This is a genomic window from Pseudothermotoga elfii DSM 9442 = NBRC 107921 (genome assembly GCF_000504085.1).
Taxonomy (GTDB): Bacteria; Thermotogota; Thermotogae; order Thermotogales; family DSM-5069; genus Pseudothermotoga_B; species Pseudothermotoga_B elfii.
On sequence record NC_022792.1, the window covers coordinates 188,479 to 211,395 of the forward strand.

Genomic DNA, 22,917 nt, shown 5'->3' on the forward strand with positions numbered 1-22,917 from the left:
AATTTGCGTTAAAAATACAAAATACGAATACTTTTGGAGGCTATCTTACCTGTGGGCGGTTTTATGGTATAAAAAACATGCAACGAGGTGATCTTTCTCTACTTCTTCTAATTTCGGTCTGAGACGATTGCACTCTTTTAACCTCAGGTGGCACCGATCAAAAAAAGGGCATCCAGCAGGTGAATTAATCAAGGAGGGGACCTCACTCGCATCTAATTCGAAATTCATTTTTTTTGCAGGATCCGGTATTGGTACCGAATTGAAAAGTAATTCTGTGTATGGATGGAGCATGTTATTGATTACCAGATCAGTCTTACCCATTTCAACTATTTGACCAAGATACATTACAGCTACTCTATCACTTAAAAATTTAATAACCGAAAGATCGTGAGATATAAACATATATGTCAATTTTAAATCTTTTTTCAGTTTTTTCAGAAGATTGATGATCTGTGCCTGCACAGAGACATCGAGTGCGGACGTGGGTTCATCGAGTACAATAAATTTTGGTCTGGTGATTATCGCACGTGCAATTGCTATTCGCTGCCTTTGACCACCGGAAAATTCGTGTGGGAACCTGTTCATGTGCTCTTTTTTTAACCCCACACTTTCAAGTGTGCGAACTATTGTTTTTTTCTCCTCGCTTTTTGGAACTGTTTTATGAATTCTGATCGGACGGGCAAGTGTTTCATAAACAGTCATTCTTGGGTTAAGCGACGAAAATGGATCTTGAAAGACTATTTGAATATTTCTCCTGTATTTCTGGAAATCTTTTTCGGGTATATCTGTTACATCGTTGCCATCAAAAAAAATTTTACCACCATCTGGTTTTTGAAGCTTTATAACAGTTCTTCCGAGCGTCGTTTTACCACATCCTGATTCACCAACTACCCCGAGTGTTTCGCCTTCTCTAAGAGAAAAAGAAACTTCATCAAGGGGTTTAATTTGAAAATACTTACCAAAAAACCCTTTTTTCACCGAAAAAGTTTTGACTAATTTTTCTACTTTCAGGATCTCCAATTTTCATCACCACCATCATATGGATTGAAGCAAGCAACTTTGTGGTCAAAACCCGTTAATTCTGGTACATGTTCATCACACAGACCTTTTATAACTCTCCCACATCGCGGATGAAAACGACAGCCCACTGGTGGATCTATTAAATCAGGAACTGTACCTTCAATTGCTTTAAGTGTTTCCAGCTTGTTTTCGACAGATGGAATAGCATTTAAAAGCCCTCTGGTGTAGGGGTGTAAAGGTCTGTTGAATATTTCGTACACATTGCCGGACTCTACTGTATATCCTGAATACATGACTACCACTCTATCGCAAATTTGTGCAACAATACCCAGGCTGTGTGTGATGATTAAAATGCTTAATCCAAGCTCTTTGTTCATCTTCTTGAGCAGCCCAAGAATTTGCGCTTGAATAGTAACATCCAAAGCAGTAGTTGCCTCATCTGCAATTAGCAGTTTTGGATTACACACCAGTGCCATCGCGATCATTACTCTTTGCCTCATTCCTCCAGAAAGTTGGTGTGGGTATTTGATCATTAAAGATTCAGGGTCCTGCATTTTAACCAGTTTAAAGGTTTCGATTGCCTTTTTGAAAGCCTCTTCTTTACGAATTTGCATATGAGCCATTATTACATCGCAAATTTGTTCTCCAATTGTGAAAGTTGGATTCAATGAAGTCATTGGCTCCTGAAAAATCATGGCTATTTTTTTGCCTCTTATATTGCTCATAGCTTCTTCTGAAAGATTGTCAATTTTTTGTCCATCGAACCAGATTTCTCCGTTAAGATACCTGGCAGGAGGCGATGGTATCAATTTCAATATACTCATCGCTGTAACAGATTTTCCGCTCCCAGTTTCACCTACTATTCCAACAATTTCCCCTGTATTGATAGTTAAATTAACATCTTCTATAGCCTTTACAACACCTTCTTCAGTGTTGAAGTAAAGTTTAAGGTTTTCTATCTTAAGTAATTCATTCATTTTACTACTCACCTGTCCTTTAAACGAGGGTTAAGAGCGTCATTGAGCCCATCACCAAAAAGATTAAAACCCATAACTGTCAGAAAAAGCGCCAGACCAGGGAATATACCAAGATGAGGGGCTATCTCTATGTAGACTCTCGCCATCGCAAGGTCAGTTCCCCACTCGGCTTCAGGGGGTTTAACACCCAATCCAAGAAAACTTAATCCAGATATTGTCAGCACAGCTGTTGCCATTCTGAGTGTTGCTTGAATTATTATTGGTGTTATTGCATTTGGAACCACGTATCTTATCATTATTGAAATATTAGATTCGCCAATAGCTTTTGCTGCTTCAACATATTCGCTATTTTTAACGCTCAAAACTGATGCCCTCATGACCCTTGCAAACTGTGGAAAAGAATAAATAGCGATAGCCATAATAAGATTAGATTTTCCTGGTCCTAATGCTGCAACAATCGCTATTGCGAGCAGTATATCCGGAAATGCCATCAATATATCCAGAAATCTCATCAATACCTCATCAATCGCTCCTCCAAAATAACCTGCAAATGTTCCAGCAGTTGTTCCTATGAAAATAGCAATCAAAACTGCAAAAAAAGATATTGAAATAGAAGTTCTTGCACCGTAAATAACTCTACTCAATACATCTCTTCCAAAAATATCTGTACCGAAAACATGCTTTAAAGAAGGTCTCTGGAGACTTGAAAGTAAATCCTGTTTATAAGGATCGTAAGGAGCTATTAATGGTGCAATTATCGAAACAGTTATCATCAATATTACTATAAACATTCCAAAAAGAGCTCCTTTGTTTTTACTTATTCTTTTGAACATGACTAATGAACTTTTTTTTGGCATACTTACCCCCGCCTCAATCTTGGATCTACAAATACATAAAGAATGTCAACAATCAGGTTAACCAGAACAAAAGAAACTGCTATAATCATTATTCCGACCTGAACAGCAATATAATCTCTGCTGAAAATTGAATCCACGATATATTTGCCAAGTCCAGGCCAGCCGAACACACTCTCTGTAAGAACAGCCCCGCCAAGAAGATAACCAAATTGCAATCCTATGACTGTGATAACCGGTACAAGAGCATTTTTGAGAGTGTATTTGTATACGATTTTTCTCTCAGGCAGCCCAAAAGCTCTGGCGGTTCTCACATAATCTTGATTGAGAACTTCAAGCATACTCGCACGTGTCATTCGAGCTATTACTGCAGATGTTGCTAAGCCGAGAGTTATAGCAGGCAAAATAATGTGCTGTATACCTCCTTTTCCTCCAGAAGGAAGCCATTTAAGCACGACCGAAAAAATTATTATCAAGAGAATACCGAGCCAGAAAATAGGCATTGAAACACCTGTTAGTGAGAAGATCATTGCAAAATTATCTACCCAGGTATTACGTTTTACAGCAGAGATTATTCCAAGAAAGATACCTGCTAAAGATGAAATAACAATACTCACAGCTGCAAGTTGAACAGTATTTGAAAATCGCGGCAAAATTTCTCCAAAGATAGGTTTTTCAGTCTTAATTGACCTAAGGTCATTTATCAAAACTCCCCTCATAAATCTGATGTACTGTTCGATCAATGGCTTATCCAAACCATATTTTGTACGTATTACCTCTATATCTTCTTTCGTTGCTCCTTCACCAGCTATTATGCGTGCAGGATCACCAGGAATCATGTGCATTATGGAAAATGATATCAATGAAACTCCAATGATCACCGGTATAAGTAAAAGCAATCTACGACTAACAAATTTAATCATTTGAGACACCCCGCAGGTAAATGGGGTGTGATAACATCACACCCCTTGAAAACTATTTTTCAATCCACGCATAAGTCATATTAAAACGTTCTGTAGGATAAATTTTGAGACCTCTGATTTCTTTTCTTGATACTGTCGCAATTTTCATTTCGTAAAGAAATAACCACGGTGCATCCTGAAGGATTATTTTTTGCGCTTCGGCATAATATTCCATTAATTTCTCTTCATTAAGTTCTTTGCCTATTTTATCGATGAGATCATCAACTTCCGGGTTTCTGTAGAAGAAATTATTATACCTTGCTGTACCTTCAGGATTTCCCATTTGGTTAACAGAGTGAAAGAGTGGAAACAGTACCCAGTGACCTTCGGCAGTTCCTGGTGCCCAGCCAAGCAGGAACATTTGATAATCCCAATCTTCAGGCTTGTTTGAAAGTATCTTTGCTACATAGGTCCCCCATTCCATAGGTTTTACATCTAAGTCTATCCCCACTTCACTCAACATCCCCTGTATAGCCACGGCGGTTTCGTAGTCGTTCAAATACCTTCCTTTGGGTGTGATTAATTCCAGTTTTAGATTCTCGTATCCTGCTTCTTTCAGAAGTTGTCTGGCTTTTTGAGGGTTATATGGATAACCGCCAGTTGAAGTATAACCATAGGTGATACTCGACAGAGGAGAATCTGATGGACGCGCCATTCCTCTCATTATGATACTGCACAGTTTTTCTTTATCCACAGCGTAATTTAATGCCTGTCTGACTCTAACATCGTTCAGAGGTGGAACTAAACTGTTCAACCCTATGTAAATTACTCTTACCGTGGGTATCGTTATTACATTAAGTTTAGGATCTTTTTCGAGTGCAGGAACCAGAGCTGGAGGTGGATTATACATAACATCAGCATCACCTGCTCTAACCTGCGTAACTCGCGAAATGTCCTCAGAAACGATAGAGAAAACAAGACTATCAAGATATGGTAATCCTTCGCGCCAGTAATTGGGATTCTTAACGAGTTCTACTTTTTCCCCAGCTTTCCAGCTTTTAAACATAAAAGGTCCTGTGCCAATTGGATTTTTACCAAATAATGCTGGATCTGATCCAAATTCGTCGATGGCTTTGGGAGAAATTATCCATGCGGCAGAAGATGTAGCTAATCGATACAATATCGGCGGATATGGTCTGAACAGGATGATTTTTACGGTGTAATCGTCAACTACCTGCACTTCTTTAATGATACCTTTGAACATACCAACATTTCTCAGAGAAGAACCAAGGACGTAATCAAAATGTTTCTTGACGGCATAAGCGTTGAAAATTTCACCATCGTGGAATTTTACACCTTTTCTAAGGAAAAACACGTAGGCGGTCCCGTTTTCTTGAATTTCCCATCTTTCGGCAAGAGATGGAATAATTTTGAGATTCTCATCTACGTCTATTAACCCTTCAAAAATGTGACTGGCAACTATGTTACTTACTGAATCTGGAATATTTGGACCAAGCAAAGTTGTGATGTCAACCCCGATGAGGAATCTCAACGTTCCACCAAGATTTGCCGCGAAAAAGGACGTAAAAAGAAGTAAAATGCACCAGGAAACGGTTTTTCTCAATAAATTCACCCCCTTTTGGTATATTTAGCCAAAATTCTATCATGGCAAAATTATCTTGTCAAGCTTTTTTACTAAATGTGTAGAAATAATAAACATCGAAGAGGAATATTCAGGGAAAATGGGGAGTTTCGATGGGCAAAAATGGTTGAAGTGTGGCTAAGTTTCCATCCCTCTAAGGTTCGATTGAAACACCGCTGGAAATCTAGATGCCGCGAAAAACGTCCTGTTTCCATCCCTCTAAGGTTCGATTGAAACGAAAACACATGGGGGTATAAATCATGGTTATAACTCAGTTTCCATCCCTCTAAGGTTCGATTGAAACTCCCTTTCCAATAGGGATTCTTTCCAAATATCCAAAGTTTCCATCCCTCTAAGGTTCGATTGAAACGAAAACACATGGGGGTATAAATCATGGTTATAACTCAGTTTCCATCCCTCTAAGGTTCGATTGAAACTCCCTTTCCAATAGGGATTCTTTCCAAATATCCAAAGTTTCCATCCCTCTAAGGTTCGATTGAAACTCCAACTCCACCATTTCGAGTTACGCTCACAGACGGTGGTTTCCATCCCTCTAAGGTTCGATTGAAACCTTCGCATGCTTCATTTAAGATGTTGTTTAAATCTTGTTTCCATCCCTCTAAGGTTCGATTGAAACTAATGGCGCTCGATTTGCTGAACAGCAGGTATTTCAAGTTTCCATCCCTCTAAGGTTCGATTGAAACTTGTGGTTGTGAGTTGACAAATCCCGACTTTGAAAAGTTTCCATCCCTCTAAGGTTCGATTGAAACATGCGTATAAGCAGCGGGAAGATCTTCAGGATTTGCGTTTCCATCCCTCTAAGGTTCGATTGAAACGCGACGAAGATGGCGAAGAGAGGAAGGCCAAGAAAAGAAATGTTTCCATCCCTCTAAGGTTCGATTGAAACATCCTGCAGTGAGTTTCCTGTTTTTACGTTATCATCGTTTCCATCCCTCTAAGGTTCGATTGAAACCACCATTCAGCGTTATGTTTGCCGTTAAAATAGTGCTGTTTCCATCCCTCTAAGGTTCGATTGAAACACTTCTGTTGCAAATTTTTCCAACACGCCTTCCCATGTTTCCATCCCTCTAAGGTTCGATTGAAACTGTGTTGCGTTGTGAGGAACACAATAGATCTTCCCATGTTTCCATCCCTCTAAGGTTCGATTGAAACAAGCTTACGCTATATCTTACAAACTTCAAAAACTCGTGTTTCCATCCCTCTAAGGTTCGATTGAAACAATATCGTTTGAATAGGGAATATGTCTTTCTTCGCAGTTTCCATCCCTCTAAGGTTCGATTGAAACAAATAGTTCTCTCGGCTATTGTTTCGTCAGGAGGTTGTTTCCATCCCTCTAAGGTTCGATTGAAACAAGAAGAAACTCACGGTTTTCACATCGGTTTTTCAGTTTCCATCCCTCTAAGGTTCGATTGAAACTTTCGTCTGCAAGGTAAGAAACTTCAATCGCGGTTATGTTTCCATCCCTCTAAGGTTCGATTGAAACCTTGAAAAAAGAGGGTACAAGGTTACAAAGGCCGAGGTTTCCATCCCTCTAAGGTTCGATTGAAACTGCATCGGTATTCCTCCTTTCAAGAAGCGAGAGAGTGTTTCCATCCCTCTAAGGTTCGATTGAAACGCAAGGATTTTGGGATGATTTAATGTCCTGGTTAAAGTTTCCATCCCTCTAAGGTTCGATTGAAACGTATTTAGCAAACACATTATATTCAGTTCCATTATGGTTTCCATCCCTCTAAGGTTCGATTGAAACTTGTTGAAGAGATTGAAGAAATGATGGATCAAATTTGGTTTCCATCCCTCTAAGGTTCGATTGAAACGTTACACTCTCAAAGTCATAAATATTATTTATTCGAGTTTCCATCCCTCTAAGGTTCGATTGAAACCAGAAATACTGTTTCTCATACAGAAATTTATGCTCAGTTTCCATCCCTCTAAGGTTCGATTGAAACCATTAATCACACGGATTAAAAATATTGCATATACAATGTTTCCATCCCTCTAAGGTTCGATTGAAACGACTCAAATTACAGAGAGTCAGAAGCTTGATGCAACAATGTTTCCATCCCTCTAAGGTTCGATTGAAACATTGTAATTGGTAGTATATCTGAAGCATCGGCACGGCTGTTTCCATCCCTCTAAGGTTCGATTGAAACCGGGTGCAGTACAGGGATTTGAAGGAGATTTGCTCCTGTTTCCATCCCTCTAAGGTTCGATTGAAACCTAATACACTCTATGGAACTACAACCAGTATATACAAGTTTCCATCCCTCTAAGGTTCGATTGAAACTCTGGTCAAAAGGAACTCCATACTCTGACTGGGCAAGTTTCCATCCCTCTAAGGTTCGATTGAAACCGACGCCTCTCAGATTTGGGAGGATACTGTTGCTGGTGTTTCCATCCCTCTAAGGTTCGATTGAAACAATGAACACAATACCATCCCTCAACTTTTTCAAATCTGTTTCCATCCCTCTAAGGTTCGATTGAAACTGAGCCTGGACTTGGCTCAAAGTTTCAAGCGCAGTTGTTTCCATCCCTCTAAGGTTCGATTGAAACTTGCCATATGGAGTCGATATCTTGATCATTTGACCATGTTTCCATCCCTCTAAGGTTCGATTGAAACCCGCACAAAGAAGGAATTATTGAACTTGCCGTACCAGTTTCCATCCCTCTAAGGTTCGATTGAAACACCTTTAGTTTTATTGGAATATTATCTAAATATGTTGTTTCCATCCCTCTAAGGTTCGATTGAAACTCCACTCCAAACAGGCTGCGGACTTACTTAAAGATAGGTTTCCATCCCTCTAAGGTTCGATTGAAACTTCAAAAGGCACTTTCTCGGCATCGATACCGATGCTGTTTCCATCCCTCTAAGGTTCGATTGAAACTCGCGCTATCATCAGTGTTTTTTCTGGTATCCGTACTAGTTTCCATCCCTCTAAGGTTCGATTGAAACTATTATTAATACTATAACCTCTGTTATGAATACCTCGTTTCCATCCCTCTAAGGTTCGATTGAAACTTAGCATTATTGCTATAATGTTTTCTATTTGGGGCAGTTTCCATCCCTCTAAGGTTCGATTGAAACACCATACCACTTGCCAGTACCAGAAAGCGAACCAAAGTTTCCATCCCTCTAAGGTTCGATTGAAACGTAGTGCCGAAGAGTTGAATTGGAATACTAACACTTGTTTCCATCCCTCTAAGGTTCGATTGAAACCATAAGAAAACCCATACTTATTCACAAGATATTCACAGTTTCCATCCCTCTAAGGTTCGATTGAAACCTATGCAATCTCTGATAAGCTTTATCATTCTCCTCAGTTTCCATCCCTCTAAGGTTCGATTGAAACTTTTTGCAGCAGCTGCAGCAATACAGGGTGCGCGCGGGTTTCCATCCCTCTAAGGTTCGATTGAAACCTCTGCCGATCGGATTGCTGCTGGCTCTTTGTCTGTGTTTCCATCCCTCTAAGGTTCGATTGAAACCCTTACTGCCAAAGGTACGCCTATTATGATTCCAAGGTTTCCATCCCTCTAAGGTTCGATTGAAACACCATTGTACTACTAAGTGACCTCACAACAAAATCATGTTTCCATCCCTCTAAGGTTCGATTGAAACTTGGTACGACTCAGAAAGAAGCTTAGAAAATTCGCGTTTCCATCCCTCTAAGGTTCGATTGAAACTTCAAGCATCACAAATTGGAAACTACGGAAGTAAGCGTTTCCATCCCTCTAAGGTTCGATTGAAACCGTAGTTGCCTTTTTCTGTTTTGACGATCTGCGCGTGTTTCCATCCCTCTAAGGTTCGATTGAAACAAGAAGATAAAAGAAACAGCAGAAAATGCAGAAGAAGTGTTTCCATCCCTCTAAGGTTCGATTGAAACGTATTTGCCGCTTGATCTCTCCAAAAACCTTCTCTTGTTTCCATCCCTCTAAGGTTCGATTGAAACGACGGTTGCTCTCTCACAAGAGCAAATCGCAGAAATGTTTCCATCCCTCTAAGGTTCGATTGAAACAGGTTGCCTTCAATGTAATTGTCTGCACGTTTTCTGGTTTCCATCCCTCTAAGGTTCGATTGAAACCCATAAAAGATTCTGTCGGTAATGTATATGAACAGATGTTTCCATCCCTCTAAGGTTCGATTGAAACAAGTTGAGAAGGGAGCGTTAGTTGAGGTACCAATTTAGTTTCCATCCCTCTAAGGTTCGATTGAAACTCCCAACAAATTGCTTACACTCAAAAGTGTTTTGAAGTTTCCATCCCTCTAAGGTTCGATTGAAACCATTTAGCTCAGCTGGTGTTAGCTTAAGCATTTCTAAGTTTCCATCCCTCTAAGGTTCGATTGAAACCAAAGAGGTACTTTTAAGTTGGTAGCGAAGAAGTATGTTTCCATCCCTCTAAGGTTCGATTGAAACAATCTAGGCAAAAGTTTTAAAAGAAATCCCAACCACAGTTTCCATCCCTCTAAGGTTCGATTGAAACCTTTTCCAAATGCGAAACTTATCTTACTTGGAGATTGTTTCCATCCCTCTAAGGTTCGATTGAAACATTTCCCCTTGTCGCTTGGTTTTGCGACGCGGTACTGTTTCCATCCCTCTAAGGTTCGATTGAAACTATATCGTCTCTTACATTTGTTGTCCAGTATGCTTTGTTTCCATCCCTCTAAGGTTCGATTGAAACTGAACACGATGAAAATAATAATCCTACACAATATTTAGTTTCCATCCCTCTAAGGTTCGATTGAAACTGCAAAATTCAGTTGCGCCAGATAAAGGCACACGTAGTTTCCATCCCTCTAAGGTTCGATTGAAACAATTAAGGCTAATGCAAGCCAAAGCTTCCTGCTTTTGTTTCCATCCCTCTAAGGTTCGATTGAAACCCAAACAGATTGGTTTAATGTTTCAACAATGTTTGATGTTTCCATCCCTCTAAGGTTCGATTGAAACGAAGTTGAGTATTATAAAAGAAAGTTAGAAAAGAGGGTTTCCATCCCTCTAAGGTTCGATTGAAACTATGAGCAAAACAACAACGACAGCACCAAGGACAAGTTTCCATCCCTCTAAGGTTCGATTGAAACCCATTTGGAAGAGGAGGTGTAATGAACGAATTGAGATGTTTCCATCCCTCTAAGGTTCGATTGAAACTCTATACCTATTCGAGTAACAAAGGAGGTATGAATAGTTTCCATCCCTCTAAGGTTCGATTGAAACTCTATACCTATTCGAGTAACAAAGGAGGTATGAATAGTTTCCATCCCTCTAAGGTTCGATTGAAACAATAAAACTAAAGGAGGTTAATATGAAAGAAATATAGTTTCCATCCCTCTAAGGTTCGATTGAAACTAGTAATTTCATTCTCAATGAATAAAAAGGAGGTGAGTTTCCATCCCTCTAAGGTTCGATTGAAACAGAGTCTACGAGTGGGTATGCAAAAACTATTCCAGTGTTTCCATCCCTCTAAGGTTCGATTGAAACAAAGCAACATGTTACCATTGCAGGGAACCACATTATAGTTTCCATCCCTCTAAGGTTCGATTGAAACTAAAAAATCGGTAGCGGGGATAGTTTTCATTCCTCAGTTTCCATCCCTCTAAGGTTCGATTGAAACAAGTTTTGTGCTGATTATTGATTGATGTACTAACCTGTTTCCATCCCTCTAAGGTTCGATTGAAACAGGAAAGACTTGCGATAGTAGAGGGAATATTGACTCGTTTCCATCCCTCTAAGGTTCGATTGAAACTTGCATACGCAGAAACATATTTCGGATACAACTTATAGTTTCCATCCCTCTAAGGTTCGATTGAAACACTATCGAAGTTTCTAGGTAAACTTTTTATGAACCAGTTTCCATCCCTCTAAGGTTCGATTGAAACTCGCTTTTTCTTTCTCCACACTTTCTTAAATAGGACGTTTCCATCCCTCTAAGGTTCGATTGAAACGTATTCACACTATTCATTTTATCACCTTCATGAAGGTTTCCATCCCTCTAAGGTTCGATTGAAACGTATTCACACTATTCATTTTATCACCTTCATGAAGGTTTCCATCCCTCTAAGGTTCGATTGAAACGAAAGCAAGCGGCACTAAAAGCCATAGCCGAAGCCAGTTTCCATCCCTCTAAGGTTCGATTGAAACTCTGTTCCAAAAACATTATTCATAGTTCAAGCAATTGTTTCCATCCCTCTAAGGTTCGATTGAAACTTAACGCAGTATATGAAGCTATTGCAAGAAAAAGAGAGTTTCCATCCCTCTAAGGTTCGATTGAAACGCAGGCATAAGCACCTGCCCTTCGGTCTTTGAAAAGTGTTTCCATCCCTCTAAGGTTCGATTGAAACTATAGTTATAGGAAAAATTGGCGAAGAAAATTACATGTTTCCATCCCTCTAAGGTTCGATTGAAACCACAAACAAGCATGACGGCGGTATATGAGTATGACCCAGTTTCCATCCCTCTAAGGTTCGATTGAAACCGATACTCTCAAAACCACCGAGTATCTGGAAGAATTGTTTCCATCCCTCTAAGGTTCGATTGAAACCAGGCAATGCTGACGTTATACGGTATCTACTCAGGCGCGTTTCCATCCCTCTAAGGTTCGATTGAAACTGGTATTCGTGAGATGATAGTTTCTGTTTTGGGTAGTTTCCATCCCTCTAAGGTTCGATTGAAACCCAAACAGATTGGTTTAATGTTTCAACAATGTTTGATGTTTCCATCCCTCTAAGGTTCGATTGAAACGAAGTTGAGTATTATAAAAGAAAGTTAGAAAAGAGGGTTTCCATCCCTCTAAGGTTCGATTGAAACTACATCTATTGGATCGTTGTTGATAGCTGGAATATAAGTTTCCATCCCTCTAAGGTTCGATTGAAACTCGGGTATCACGATCCGGTCGGGATCAGAATCCGAGTTTCCATCCCTCTAAGGTTCGATTGAAACGAAAGATCACCGCAAATGGAAGGATCATTGACGTCGGTTTCCATCCCTCTAAGGTTCGATTGAAACATGCACGTGGCTTGATGCAGATATCCCAACCAGCGCTGTTTCCATCCCTCTAAGGTTCGATTGAAACACACCACCTCAAAAGTTACTCCAAGATTAATTTATTGTTTCCATCCCTCTAAGGTTCGATTGAAACATTTGAAGGTGAAAACATGAAATTCGATTTAAACATGTTTCCATCCCTCTAAGGTTCGATTGAAACAATTCACGATAACGGATGATCCTGAAATTCTGCAGTGTTTCCATCCCTCTAAGGTTCGATTGAAACAGAAATTGTGAACATAGGCTCGCACAAAAAAAGGGGGTTTCCATCCCTCTAAGGTTCGATTGAAACCTTTTGAGCATCCTTACTGCTAAAGGTACCCCTATTAGTTTCCATCCCTCTAAGGTTCGATTGAAACTACCATTATCCAGAGATTCCGGGATTTTAAAAAATAGTTTCCATCCCTCTAAGGTTCGATTGAAACTTAGCACTGTTTTGATTTAGTAAGAACAACTTACCTGTTTCCATCCCTCTAAGGTTCGATTGAAACAAGTTACATTTTGCAGTACTTCAAAATCCTGCTCTGAGTTTCCATCCCTCTAAGGTTCGATTGAAACTCCAAGCCTAGCCGCCTACCTATGTCATGTATCGCTGTTTCCATCCCTCTAAGGTTCGATTGAAACCTGGCTATACCAAGTTTTGTAAATATGCTCAACCAGAGTTTCCATCCCTCTAAGGTTCGATTGAAACGAATTCCACGGCCTTTTCTCGTATTTCGGATATAGTTGTTTCCATCCCTCTAAGGTTCGATTGAAACCAGGGTTTAGAAGTGCTCAAGAATGCACATATTGAAGTTTCCATCCCTCTAAGGTTCGATTGAAACTTGATCAACATTGCGACGCCTGAAGTTCCAATCATGTTTCCATCCCTCTAAGGTTCGATTGAAACATGGAGCTTTACAGTGCGCGACGTGTTGAAAGAGCTGTTTCCATCCCTCTAAGGTTCGATTGAAACTTTGGGCGATATTTGAAGGGGGTAGAAAAATGACGAGTTTCCATCCCTCTAAGGTTCGATTGAAACGTATCCGATAGACAAGCCATTTAGTGCGCCTTGCTTGTTTCCATCCCTCTAAGGTTCGATTGAAACAAGAAGAGCAAGCCGAGCCGCCAGAAGAAAAACATAGTTTCCATCCCTCTAAGGTTCGATTGAAACAATTTACCCCCTCTGATGAAGATTATGAGTGGTTTTGTTTCCATCCCTCTAAGGTTCGATTGAAACCTTTCTTAAACAGGACTAATATTGTTTCAGCTGGCGAGTTTCCATCCCTCTAAGGTTCGATTGAAACTACTTCTGTTGCAAATTTTTCCAACACGCCCTCCCATGTTTCCATCCCTCTAAGGTTCGATTGAAACTAGATGCTGCCGCGGTTATAGATTTCTTTCAAAATAGTTTCCATCCCTCTAAGGTTCGATTGAAACTGTGCTGGCGACATTTCTTTACCTAATTCTTCTGCGTTTCCATCCCTCTAAGGTTCGATTGAAACAAGGTAAAGTGTTAAATGCACGAAATAAAGAGCTAAGTTTCCATCCCTCTAAGGTTCGATTGAAACCTAAATACGAAGACAGAATACAAGTTATAAAAGCATAGTTTCCATCCCTCTAAGGTTCGATTGAAACCGGGTTAAAATCATCTGTGTTTATTCCATATGTACTTTGTTTCCATCCCTCTAAGGTTCGATTGAAACCAAATAATATACACAAGTCCAACAAAGGGATATGATTGTTTCCATCCCTCTAAGGTTCGATTGAAACAAAGGGACATGTGTTATTGGCAAGTACCGAGAGGTGGTTTCCATCCCTCTAAGGTTCGATTGAAACTGAAATTGATCCAGAAACAAAGGAACTAACTCTGTTGTTTCCATCCCTCTAAGGTTCGATTGAAACCCATAAGATACTGAATAAATAATAATCCCCAGAAACAGATTTGTCAATAAATATTATACTATATGGCATACGGGAATGTATAAAGGCAAGCATTAAAAGCAGGAAAATTTATAAAGGCACATAGTAAAAAATGTACGGGGAAAAATTACCTATTGGAGGTTTTAGAAAAAAAGGCGATTTTGGGGGTGTTTGTTAACAAATCTTAGAAATTCAAGTGAAATGTCACAAGGTTATTGAATACAATCTTAATAAAAATTATTCAATCCACAAATTGCTATTCTATATAATAATTCACAAGTTTAGAATTATTTAATTTATAAATCTATCAATCACTTTTCTTGAGTAATTCTCATCTATTATGCCAGGTTTTTCATGTATTTGTTTCTTCACTTTTGCAAAATGATGAATTAATAAGTGTTAAGTTTAATCAAAAAATCATCAGTTCCTGACTCCTTTGAAAACCAGTGTATTCGTCATACCAATAATTGAGGTTATCTTTTGTAACGAGCAAAAAACCATTTTCCATCAACAGAGCTCCTCTTAAATCTTCGCTTTTCAACGGTACATCTATCGTATAGAGAGACATCTGTCTTATTAATTCTGAAATCTGTGCCAGTTTTTCAAATTTTTCCATTTTGCTGTTCAGGGTCTCATTTAATTTTTTTCTCAAAAATTGCGCAGATTCATCATATTCTATAAACACCGGGACTGTATCATATCTTTTTTCTATCAATTTGAATTTTGAGGATATTTCTTCAAATTTTAATAGCCGAAGTTGTTCTGTTAGATTTTCACGATCAGTATTTCCCCTTTCTTTAACCATATTGAAGTATCTTGAGACGATCTCTGGGAATTCTTTTTCCTCGAATTCTTTTTTTGATGAGAGCAATTCCCTTGTCATATCAAGTAGAAAATGATCGTACACATATGAAGCAAAACTTCTATTTCTTTCTTTGTCAATGGCACGATAAATGTGTGCGGATGAAATAGGAGTTTCGAAGTTCCTGTTGCATCTTCCTGCTACTTGAATAACGCTGTCTATCGGGCCTTCATCTCTTATAATTTTATTGAAAGAAAGATCCACACCGGCTTCTATTACTTGAGTACTTATGCATATTATTCCTTGATTTTTCAATTTCTTAAGTCCGCTGACTCTTTCTAATCTTTGCTTGGGAATAACGTTTGAAGATAGATAAACTAATTTGCTTATATCAATGGTTGATCTCAGATGATTAAAAAGCTCTTTAGATTGTCTTATTGTGTTCACAACAACAAGTAACCTTTGATTTTTTTCCAAACACTTGTTTGCTTCTTCTTCCACTTGTTTCATGAAAGATGGGTAATCTATTTCTCCACAATAATGAATTCTGGTTCTGTTGAGCTTTGAATTGTAATTTTTATTTATGAGCTCTCTGGTTTTTGTTATGATCATAGGTTGGGTAGCGGTAGAGAATATTATTTTGGTGCCAAATTCGCTGAGGCAACTTAGAATATCAGCCAGAGGATTCCAGTATTTGTGAGGAATCGATTGAACTTCGTCAAGTATTATCGTCGCGTTGAGAAGTTTATAGAAAAACGGCACTCTTTTACTTGTTAGAAGTGATTCGAATAAACCTACAAAGGTTGTGACTACTATCTGAGAATGCCAGCTTTCTATCAGAACCTTCTGAATAGCTTTTTCGCCGTATATGTCTTCTTCGTATTTTGGATTAGCCAGATGATGATAAGGTAGTATTGTACTTGCATCAAATTCTGTATCTTGCATTATTTTCTGAAAAGTTTCCACAGTCTGGTCTATTATGTTTATGAATGGTAAAGCATAGACAATTAGAGATTCATCTGATAAAGATAAAGCTACTTTCAGGTTAGCCAGAGTTTTTCCAAGACCAGTAGGAGCTGTGATTGAGTATATTTTTGAATCATCTAAATATTTGAGCGAGTTGTCCAGATCAATGTGAAATTCCTTTCTCAGAGAATAAAGTGGATTATCTTCTGGTATTGCGTGCATGTATTTTCTCAAGTTTTCAAGCGTCAATCGAGTTTTTAAAATTAAGGGAGTATCATGCAATGCAGCATCTTCATGATCTGAAGAAACCAGGATGGAAAGCAGCGTATGTACAAAAAGATAATCTTTCAGTGAAAAAGGTCGGAAAAAATTGAGCTTTGCTACGTCTTTTTCTAATTTACCGTAAATTTCACTAATTTTTGGAGTTACCTGAGTATTCAATTTTGATTCAACCCAGTCAATGAACTCTTTTGGAATAGAACTCATCTGTTTTTCAAGAGCCTCGAGATTTTCTCCAAAAGCCTGAAAATCTTTCATTGATTCATGATGACATCTTACGACAAAATATGCAAATGATGCATACTTCGGTTCAAATCCTGTATTTTTTGCTATGTGGTAGGTAATGATTGAAGAAAGGGGGGCATGACTTACATGCACCCCTTTTTTCGAAGATGTTATATATTTTTGGAATCCTGAAGATGCTTTGGCAAAGTCGTGGCAAAGAGCACATATCTCGATTAGTTTTATAGCATCTTTCTCAGTTATACCAAAATTGTTCCATTTGATTGAATTTGCTTTTTCCAGAGCTCTTTTTTTAACTCCATTAATATGGTCCAGCAACAATCTTTCCGGGTGTGACTTTAATCCATCCAGCATATGTTTTCATCAAGCTCCTCTATTCTGAAAATGTTTGGATGCTTGATAACCTCCAGAGGCCTGGCATTCTTTTCGACCCAGTATGATGCGAAAGCAACAGGGTGCCTTTCATCGTCCATGTTAAGGACCATTTGTTCTCTAAGTAAAATAGAATTTTCTTGCGGCTGAATACGAATTCCATCGGTAATTTTTAGAACCGAATGCACCACCACTGGAGGAAAAACTGATTTTGCCTCGAAAACGCCAACGTGGCTGATTTTTGCTATAAATTGAGCCTGACCAAGATATGGAGTGAAAACACATGTGTTATTTTCGAGATGGTTTCTCAATTGGTCGAATTGTGAAAATTCAGAAACGTAGATTCTATAAACAGGTTCTTTGATCAATTCAAGTATAATCTGTGTTCTCTGATTTTTGCCTGATTTTGTTTCAGCATAATTAACACCCATCGTTGTTTTTCTGATAGGAACGAGTACTCTAAGGGCTATGTGAGCATTATCGAAAATTCTCAAGTGTTTACTGAATTGAGTAGCCTCATTTTGTATACCCATGATAGCTCCAAGCAAACCGCATATAGATGTCCTTGGAGGAAAGTTATAGGATGTTGAACTACTTGTTGTGTAATTTCTCCTGAAAAGCGCATATTTACCCTTTACATCGAAAACAATTACCTTCATTGTAGTGCCACTGCCCTTAATCCAAGATTGTCAAGCTCGTTTTTCAAGATTATATCTTCGCCGTTTTTCACCAGTTTCAACCTTCCATCTTCTTTGTATTCAATGTGGTCTATTTTTTCTTTATTTTGACTTAGTTTTGTGAGTAATTCTGATATATCAAGTTTGATTTGAGCAGTATCTCTTATACTCTTTTCTTCGATATCACTCAACAACTTTATGTAGGAATCAAGTTCGCCTATGTGATAATTGATACCTTCTTTATAAACAACTCTTAGCAGTAATCTTGGGTTGTGTTCCATTTTTGAGCGGGTTATAAGATTTTTAGTTCCATTCCACATTGCGTTGAGAAGCTTTTTAATATCTTCTTCAGTTAATTTTGTTATTTTCGCGGCGTTTTCATTCGCTATCCCATAAAAGCATATGAGGGCGTACGGAATCAGGTATTCTTCTCTGAAACTTCTCTGCTGGGCCTGCTCTCCGCTTGTAAAAGCAGCTGTACCCTGCTGAAAAACGACTTTTACTGCGTGTAATGATGTGCCGGGTCTGAATTGAACAGGGCCTGTGAAAGATGTGTCGGCCTGTTTTGATATGGGTATAACTGCCCCAAAAAGCCTGACATCGATGCACTTCAGTGCGTCTGTTTTATCCTTTATACCAAGTTCTCCGCGCCTTTTATCTGGATTAACTGATTCACCCGATACCCATATGATTTCTCCATTTTCTTGCAATTCATCTCTGATTGTTCTTTTTAGCCGGACGTCACTTACTATGCACTTTTCCGTTTCCTCGTCTATCCTTGGCTTGTTCTCGTCGAGTGGATCTCCATTTGGGTTTGCCCATTTGACATCATATAAAAACAGTATTTCAGATCTGCTGTTCATATTCTTCAACCTCCTCGTATTTTTTGAAAGGTTCTTTTCCTGCATACGCCAGACCAAGTGTAAAGATGAAATTTAGCTCATCAATAGTTGTATTAGATTTTGAAGATTGCAGATAATATTCCGCCGCTGTTTTTAGTAGCTCATCACTTTTTTTCCCGTAAGCATCATATTGCTGAAGTTTGTTTCTAATATCGGCCAGAAGTCCCATGACATCTTGCATATTCATCTTCAATCCTTTGAATTTTTTAAAAAATGGCGTTGCTTGCCTTTTAGCATACTGGACAGATAACACTTTACCTGCCAGAACGCCTGTCAAGAACACAGCCTTTTTCCATGGTAGATTGAAAAACTCCGGATAACTGTTGAAAAACTGATCAATTTCACTACTGCTCACGATGTATTCCCCCCTTCGCAAATTCAACACATTTATTTGGTTCAGATGCAGGATAGCGGCAAAGCTGACGTATGTCAATTTTCTCCACCATGCACCTTCGGTTATAGCAGATTTTCTTATTTTCCTCATGAAATACCACAAAAGCCTGGAATAGCTGTATGGCTCTTCCTGAAAAATACTTTTCACAAGTGCAAGATAATCTTTTCTCGACTTATCACTACCCGATGGTTTTTCGTAAAGTTTCCACAACATTCCAAGAGAAGGTTCTGGAAGGTCATCGATCTTAATTCTTCGTTTTGAGTCATCAATAGATTGAACGATTTTTTTCAATCTTGTTGGAGAGATTTCTGTCAAATGAAGTTCTATTCTCTGTTGATTTTGGTTTAATTCCATGAAAAGAAAGTCATAATGCACGGTCGATTTTTCTTCGGATAAAACGAGCTCTATTTCACGTTCGGAGTTTGCAAAATCTTTCAATTTTTTAGATGTATCTGCTATTCTCTGGATTACATTCTTGAGGATCTCTTCGCTATTTTCTTCAATAATCGATGGAATCACCCAGAGAGGGTTTTGGTTTTTCAGAAAGTTGAATGACAATTCCTGAATAACCTTGTTTGCACCATTTTGAAGCTGAGATTTGCACTCATCGCATATCGGTAGTACTTTTATTGAATCATCTTTTTTCAAACTTGGGCAGAAACCGGGCTTGTCAAATGTGGCAAATTTGAAAACTTCATTTACCGTTGCTGAAACAATCTTCTTTCTTCCACAAAATGTGCATATACCCTCTTCGCCATCTTCGACCGATTTTTTCAGAATGTTGTCGATAAAGGCTTTTACAAATTCACCATGTTCAGAAGGAAAAAGTTCACTATCGTGCCTGAGAAGTTTGACAGTTAAATAAACGCCTTTAAGGTTTTTTTGATCAGTCAGAAGTTTTTCTACATCAAGCACGATACTTTCAAATTCGTCATTTATGCAATTTTCAAAATCTTTCAACATCGGGTGCTTGAAAAATGATTTGAGTTTGAGTATAGCTTTTTCAACACCTTTTCGGATTTTTTCAGAGCCATCTTCATTTTTAAAAGTTATGCTGACAGTTGGTGATTTTCCTGATACATTGCCTTTTTGGTCGTAGTAAAGAAGTTTTTGCAAATTTTCAGGAGGCTCGATGATATGTGAAGAAATGTACTGAACAGGTGGCCCAAGATCAAAGTAAAGCGTTACAAGCAAGTTTGACTTGAAAGTCTTGGCGAAATTTTCGAAAAGCTCTTCCTGCTGATAAAGTTTACCTATCTTGATAATCTTTGTGAGCACAAATACCCCCCCTAATAAATGATATCTACTGTTCCTTTTTCATTTCCGAGCGTTTTTAGATCAAAAAAAGATTTATTTTTTAGGATATAGATTCTTACGGAATCTTCTGATTTGTCAATGCTTCTTTCAAGCTCCAATTTAAGTTTTTCAAACTTTGCGATTGTTATCTCGCCTTCTAAAACTGAGTTTTGAACCCAGTTTAAATATTTCCTGCAGACTTTCAGAACTCTCGCCACTCGTTTTTCTCCCACATCATATGTGACTATGAGATACACAGTAAATCACCCAAGATAAGGACTGTAAGGTTCGTCTTCCAGAATGTGTTTTTCAATTTTATATGCTTCCGTTCTGATCAATGTTCTAAAAGATACTTTTCTTTTCAAACCTGAATGGTAAATGGTATCTTTAAGCTTTTCTTCAAAGGATTGAACAAATGTTCTTCGTGCATTTTCTTTTAGTGATATTCCGCCTGTTATTTCGTGAAAATCAGATTTTTTGATCTGCTTTCTATTTATCAGTGTAAAAATCAATCTGTCAACGATAATAGGTTTAAAGATTTCTGAAATATCAAGGTTCAAAGTGAATCTTCTGTCGTTTGTTGTGTGAAGGAAACCTATCCTGGGATCAAGATGGGTTTTATAAATCTCTGAGAGTGTCGTTGTGTAAAGAAGGCTGTTGCCGAAACTTACAAGAGCGTTTAATTCATTCTGAGGGGGTCTTTTGCTACGATCTTCAAAATGAAAATCACCCGATTTGACGAAATTGTCAAAACAATGATAGTAAATCTCACGTGCATTCCCTTCTAAAGCCATTAATTGTTCAACAGAGCTGCATTGTTTTAAATTTTTAATATGTGACTCAATCGCATTTATAGTATTTGAGAATCGGCCATTTTCGTTGTATTTCTTTATTGTGTTGATGATATTTTTTAAACTTCCTTCTACAAACAATCTTGCCAGCTCCAGCCTTTTAACTGAATTTAAATAAAATTCAGCTTGTCGGAGTATGATCATTCCACTGTTCAGGAATTCTCTTGGATAATAGGTTCCAACATAATAACCATAGCGGTTAAAAAAATGAACGATGATATTTTTCTGCGTTAGAAACTCGAGTAATCTTTTGTTAATGTCCACTTCTCCAAAAATTTTTATTTCTGATACGTTCTCGACAGGTATATGCTTTTTACCTGACTGAGTTTCAAGCATGATGGTATTTTCTTTACGCTTGAGAGTGCCATCTGAAAATATATACACTGGTTCAGCCACGAATATCACCTCAGGACCAACAAAATTGTTCGTAGCCACATTTTGTGCAGAATGCATTTCTGATCTTTTGTGGTATCTTTGGGAGAGAAACCAATTTTTCTACATTTTCTATAGCCTGGTTCAGATCTTTTATCCCCTGATCGTCTAAATTGATATCTATTTGCTTTTTTTCTTTCGGAATCATTATTTTTCCGGCAGCGTGAACCCCACGCTTTTTGAGCTCACTTAGATAATACAAAAGTTGTAGCCGCGCTCCCTTCAAAAATTTGGAGGATTTTTTTATTTCACCGACAACAGTTACCTGCCCCTGGCTGTAGATCATATCAATCTTTATGCCAGGAAGTGCTATTTCCCTGATTTGATTTTTTCTATAACTTTCTGCGTGTATCAATCTTCCAATCTCTATAAAAGGATTTGATTGTTCAGGTTCTATTTGATGGGCTATGAGCCATGCTTCTCTTTCGCATACGGTAAAACTGAGTAATACGGTCCCTGTAATCATTTTCGACATTCCTTCGTTAAAGATTTAAATTGTTGTCATTTTTGCAGACTTTAACCATACCAAAACCAAGGCTATTCTTTTCACCAAAGCCAGCTTCGTAACCAACTTTAATGAGACCAGGATCACCTGTGATTAAAAATGGAAAAACTGTACCGCGCACAAAGGTATTTTTAATCTGTATTAATTTAGTTATTCTACCTTTTCTTTGAATGTAATTCCAATCAGGTTGTATATAAACTTTAGAGCTGATTTCTTTTCCAAAGAAAGCGGAGTACTTTTTAATCAAGTTGACATTAATGGCGTTCTGAAAGAAATCATCTTCCGGGGTCAGGTATTTGTGAGAAAGTTTTCCTTGATTTTCCACAGGTATGCTGACAACCAGAGGGGAAATCAGGATGAATTTCATCTGGTCTGTTATTTTTGGTTCGTCAAGCACTCTGACTTGTAAAATATTGAATAATACTCCTTCGAGTTCGATAAAAGGGTTTTCGATAATTGAAGAAAAAAAGTTTCTGATGAAATCTTCACTGAGTGATGAGATGTACCATTTTCCTTTTCCTTCAGAGATTATTATGGAGCCATTTTTAACATGAGAGTTTTCAAAGAAGAGTTGCGAAAAAGTGAACATTCTGAAGCCATTGAATCCTTCTTCATGGAGAAAAGAAGCAAAATTCTCATCTGTATATTTAAGTCTCTTATATACAAAAGAGCACAACATATATTGATAATTGATAGGTATGAAACTGTTAGCTGTCTTGAAGACAATTTCCAGTCTCATTAAACCCCCCACAGCTTTCAATCATATTTTAAGTTTATCACAATTTTATGTATTTGTTTCACCTAATTTATGACAGAAGTTGCCCACTTTTATAAGTGGATGATGAATGT

General features: G+C 38.2%; 13 protein-coding genes and 1 CRISPR repeat array. All 13 genes read right to left on the reverse strand.

The genetic code is table 11. The features are described from left to right. Positions 1–45 precede the first annotated feature (45 nt). Positions 46–1,020 carry an ABC transporter ATP-binding protein gene (locus TEL01S_RS00930; protein ID WP_028843536.1) on the reverse strand — a complete coding sequence of 325 codons (975 nt, stop codon included), beginning with the start codon at positions 1,018–1,020 and terminating at the stop codon, positions 46–48. Beyond that, positions 1,008–1,997, reverse strand: a complete 990-nt coding sequence (locus TEL01S_RS00935) for an ABC transporter ATP-binding protein (RefSeq protein ID WP_012002250.1) — start codon at positions 1,995–1,997, stop codon at positions 1,008–1,010. The genes TEL01S_RS00930 and TEL01S_RS00935 overlap by 13 nt, the downstream gene beginning before the upstream one ends. An 8-nt stretch (positions 1,998–2,005) precedes the next feature. Continuing rightward, on the reverse strand, positions 2,006–2,854 hold the full coding sequence (locus tag TEL01S_RS00940; protein ID WP_038051407.1) for an ABC transporter permease: 849 nt from the start codon (positions 2,852–2,854) through the stop codon (positions 2,006–2,008). A gap of 2 nt (positions 2,855–2,856) precedes the next feature. After that, a complete protein-coding gene (locus TEL01S_RS00945) occupies positions 2,857–3,774 on the reverse strand; it encodes an ABC transporter permease (RefSeq protein WP_012002252.1) in 918 nt (305 codons plus the stop codon). A gap of 52 nt (positions 3,775–3,826) precedes the next feature. Next, complete coding sequence (locus TEL01S_RS00950; protein WP_012002253.1) at positions 3,827–5,377, reverse strand: glutathione ABC transporter substrate-binding protein; 1,551 nt, start codon at positions 5,375–5,377, stop codon at positions 3,827–3,829. Positions 5,378–5,537: 160 nt separating this feature from the next. Then, positions 5,538–14,331: a CRISPR direct-repeat array (repeat unit 30 nt; unit sequence GTTTCCATCCCTCTAAGGTTCGATTGAAAC). 427 nt (positions 14,332–14,758) lie between these two features. Continuing rightward, positions 14,759–16,993, reverse strand: a complete 2,235-nt coding sequence (locus tag TEL01S_RS00955; RefSeq protein WP_028843534.1) for a CRISPR-associated helicase/endonuclease Cas3 — start codon at positions 16,991–16,993, stop codon at positions 14,759–14,761. Beyond that, on the reverse strand, positions 16,978–17,670 hold the full coding sequence (cas5b, locus tag TEL01S_RS00960) for a type I-B CRISPR-associated protein Cas5b (RefSeq protein WP_012002255.1): 693 nt from the start codon (positions 17,668–17,670) through the stop codon (positions 16,978–16,980). The genes TEL01S_RS00955 and cas5b overlap by 16 nt, the downstream gene beginning before the upstream one ends. Then, entirely contained in the window at positions 17,667–18,551 is an 885-nt protein-coding gene (gene cas7b / locus TEL01S_RS00965; protein ID WP_012002256.1) for a type I-B CRISPR-associated protein Cas7/Csh2, read from the reverse strand. The genes cas5b and cas7b overlap by 4 nt, the downstream gene beginning before the upstream one ends. Then, positions 18,535–20,262, reverse strand: a complete 1,728-nt coding sequence (locus tag TEL01S_RS00970) for a TIGR02556 family CRISPR-associated protein (protein ID WP_028843532.1) — start codon at positions 20,260–20,262, stop codon at positions 18,535–18,537. The genes cas7b and TEL01S_RS00970 overlap by 17 nt, the downstream gene beginning before the upstream one ends. An 11-nt stretch (positions 20,263–20,273) precedes the next feature. After that, entirely contained in the window at positions 20,274–20,537 is a 264-nt protein-coding gene (gene cas2 / locus TEL01S_RS00975; protein WP_012002258.1) for a CRISPR-associated endonuclease Cas2, read from the reverse strand. Between the two features lie 6 nt (positions 20,538–20,543). Then, positions 20,544–21,527: a type I-B CRISPR-associated endonuclease Cas1b gene (gene cas1b, locus TEL01S_RS00980; RefSeq protein WP_028843531.1), complete on the reverse strand. Its 984-nt coding sequence runs from the start codon at positions 21,525–21,527 to the stop codon at positions 20,544–20,546. Between the two features lie 10 nt (positions 21,528–21,537). Then, the gene (gene cas4 / locus TEL01S_RS00985; protein ID WP_232504366.1) at positions 21,538–22,038 is read right to left on the reverse strand and encodes a CRISPR-associated protein Cas4; all 501 of its coding nucleotides are present in this window, start codon (positions 22,036–22,038) and stop codon (positions 21,538–21,540) included. Between the two features lie 7 nt (positions 22,039–22,045). Then, positions 22,046–22,807: a CRISPR-associated endoribonuclease Cas6 gene (gene cas6 / locus TEL01S_RS00990; protein ID WP_028843529.1), complete on the reverse strand. Its 762-nt coding sequence runs from the start codon at positions 22,805–22,807 to the stop codon at positions 22,046–22,048. Positions 22,808–22,917 lie beyond the last annotated feature (110 nt).

Excerpts from the sequence above, each read along its gene's own strand:
- TEL01S_RS00940 (WP_038051407.1), bottom strand. The coding sequence starts at position 2,854 with ATGCCAAAAAAAAGTTCATTAGTCATGTTCAAAAGAATAAGTAAAAAC.
- cas4 (WP_232504366.1), bottom strand. The coding sequence starts at position 22,038 with ATGTCGAAAATGATTACAGGGACCGTATTACTCAGTTTTACCGTATGC.
- TEL01S_RS00955 (WP_028843534.1), bottom strand. The coding sequence starts at position 16,993 with ATGCTGGATGGATTAAAGTCACACCCGGAAAGATTGTTGCTGGACCAT.
- TEL01S_RS00935 (WP_012002250.1), bottom strand. The coding sequence starts at position 1,997 with ATGAATGAATTACTTAAGATAGAAAACCTTAAACTTTACTTCAACACT.
- TEL01S_RS00945 (WP_012002252.1), bottom strand. The coding sequence starts at position 3,774 with ATGATTAAATTTGTTAGTCGTAGATTGCTTTTACTTATACCGGTGATC.
- cas6 (WP_028843529.1), bottom strand. The coding sequence starts at position 22,807 with ATGAGACTGGAAATTGTCTTCAAGACAGCTAACAGTTTCATACCTATC.
- cas5b (WP_012002255.1), bottom strand. The coding sequence starts at position 17,670 with ATGAAGGTAATTGTTTTCGATGTAAAGGGTAAATATGCGCTTTTCAGG.
- cas7b (WP_012002256.1), bottom strand. The coding sequence starts at position 18,551 with ATGAACAGCAGATCTGAAATACTGTTTTTATATGATGTCAAATGGGCA.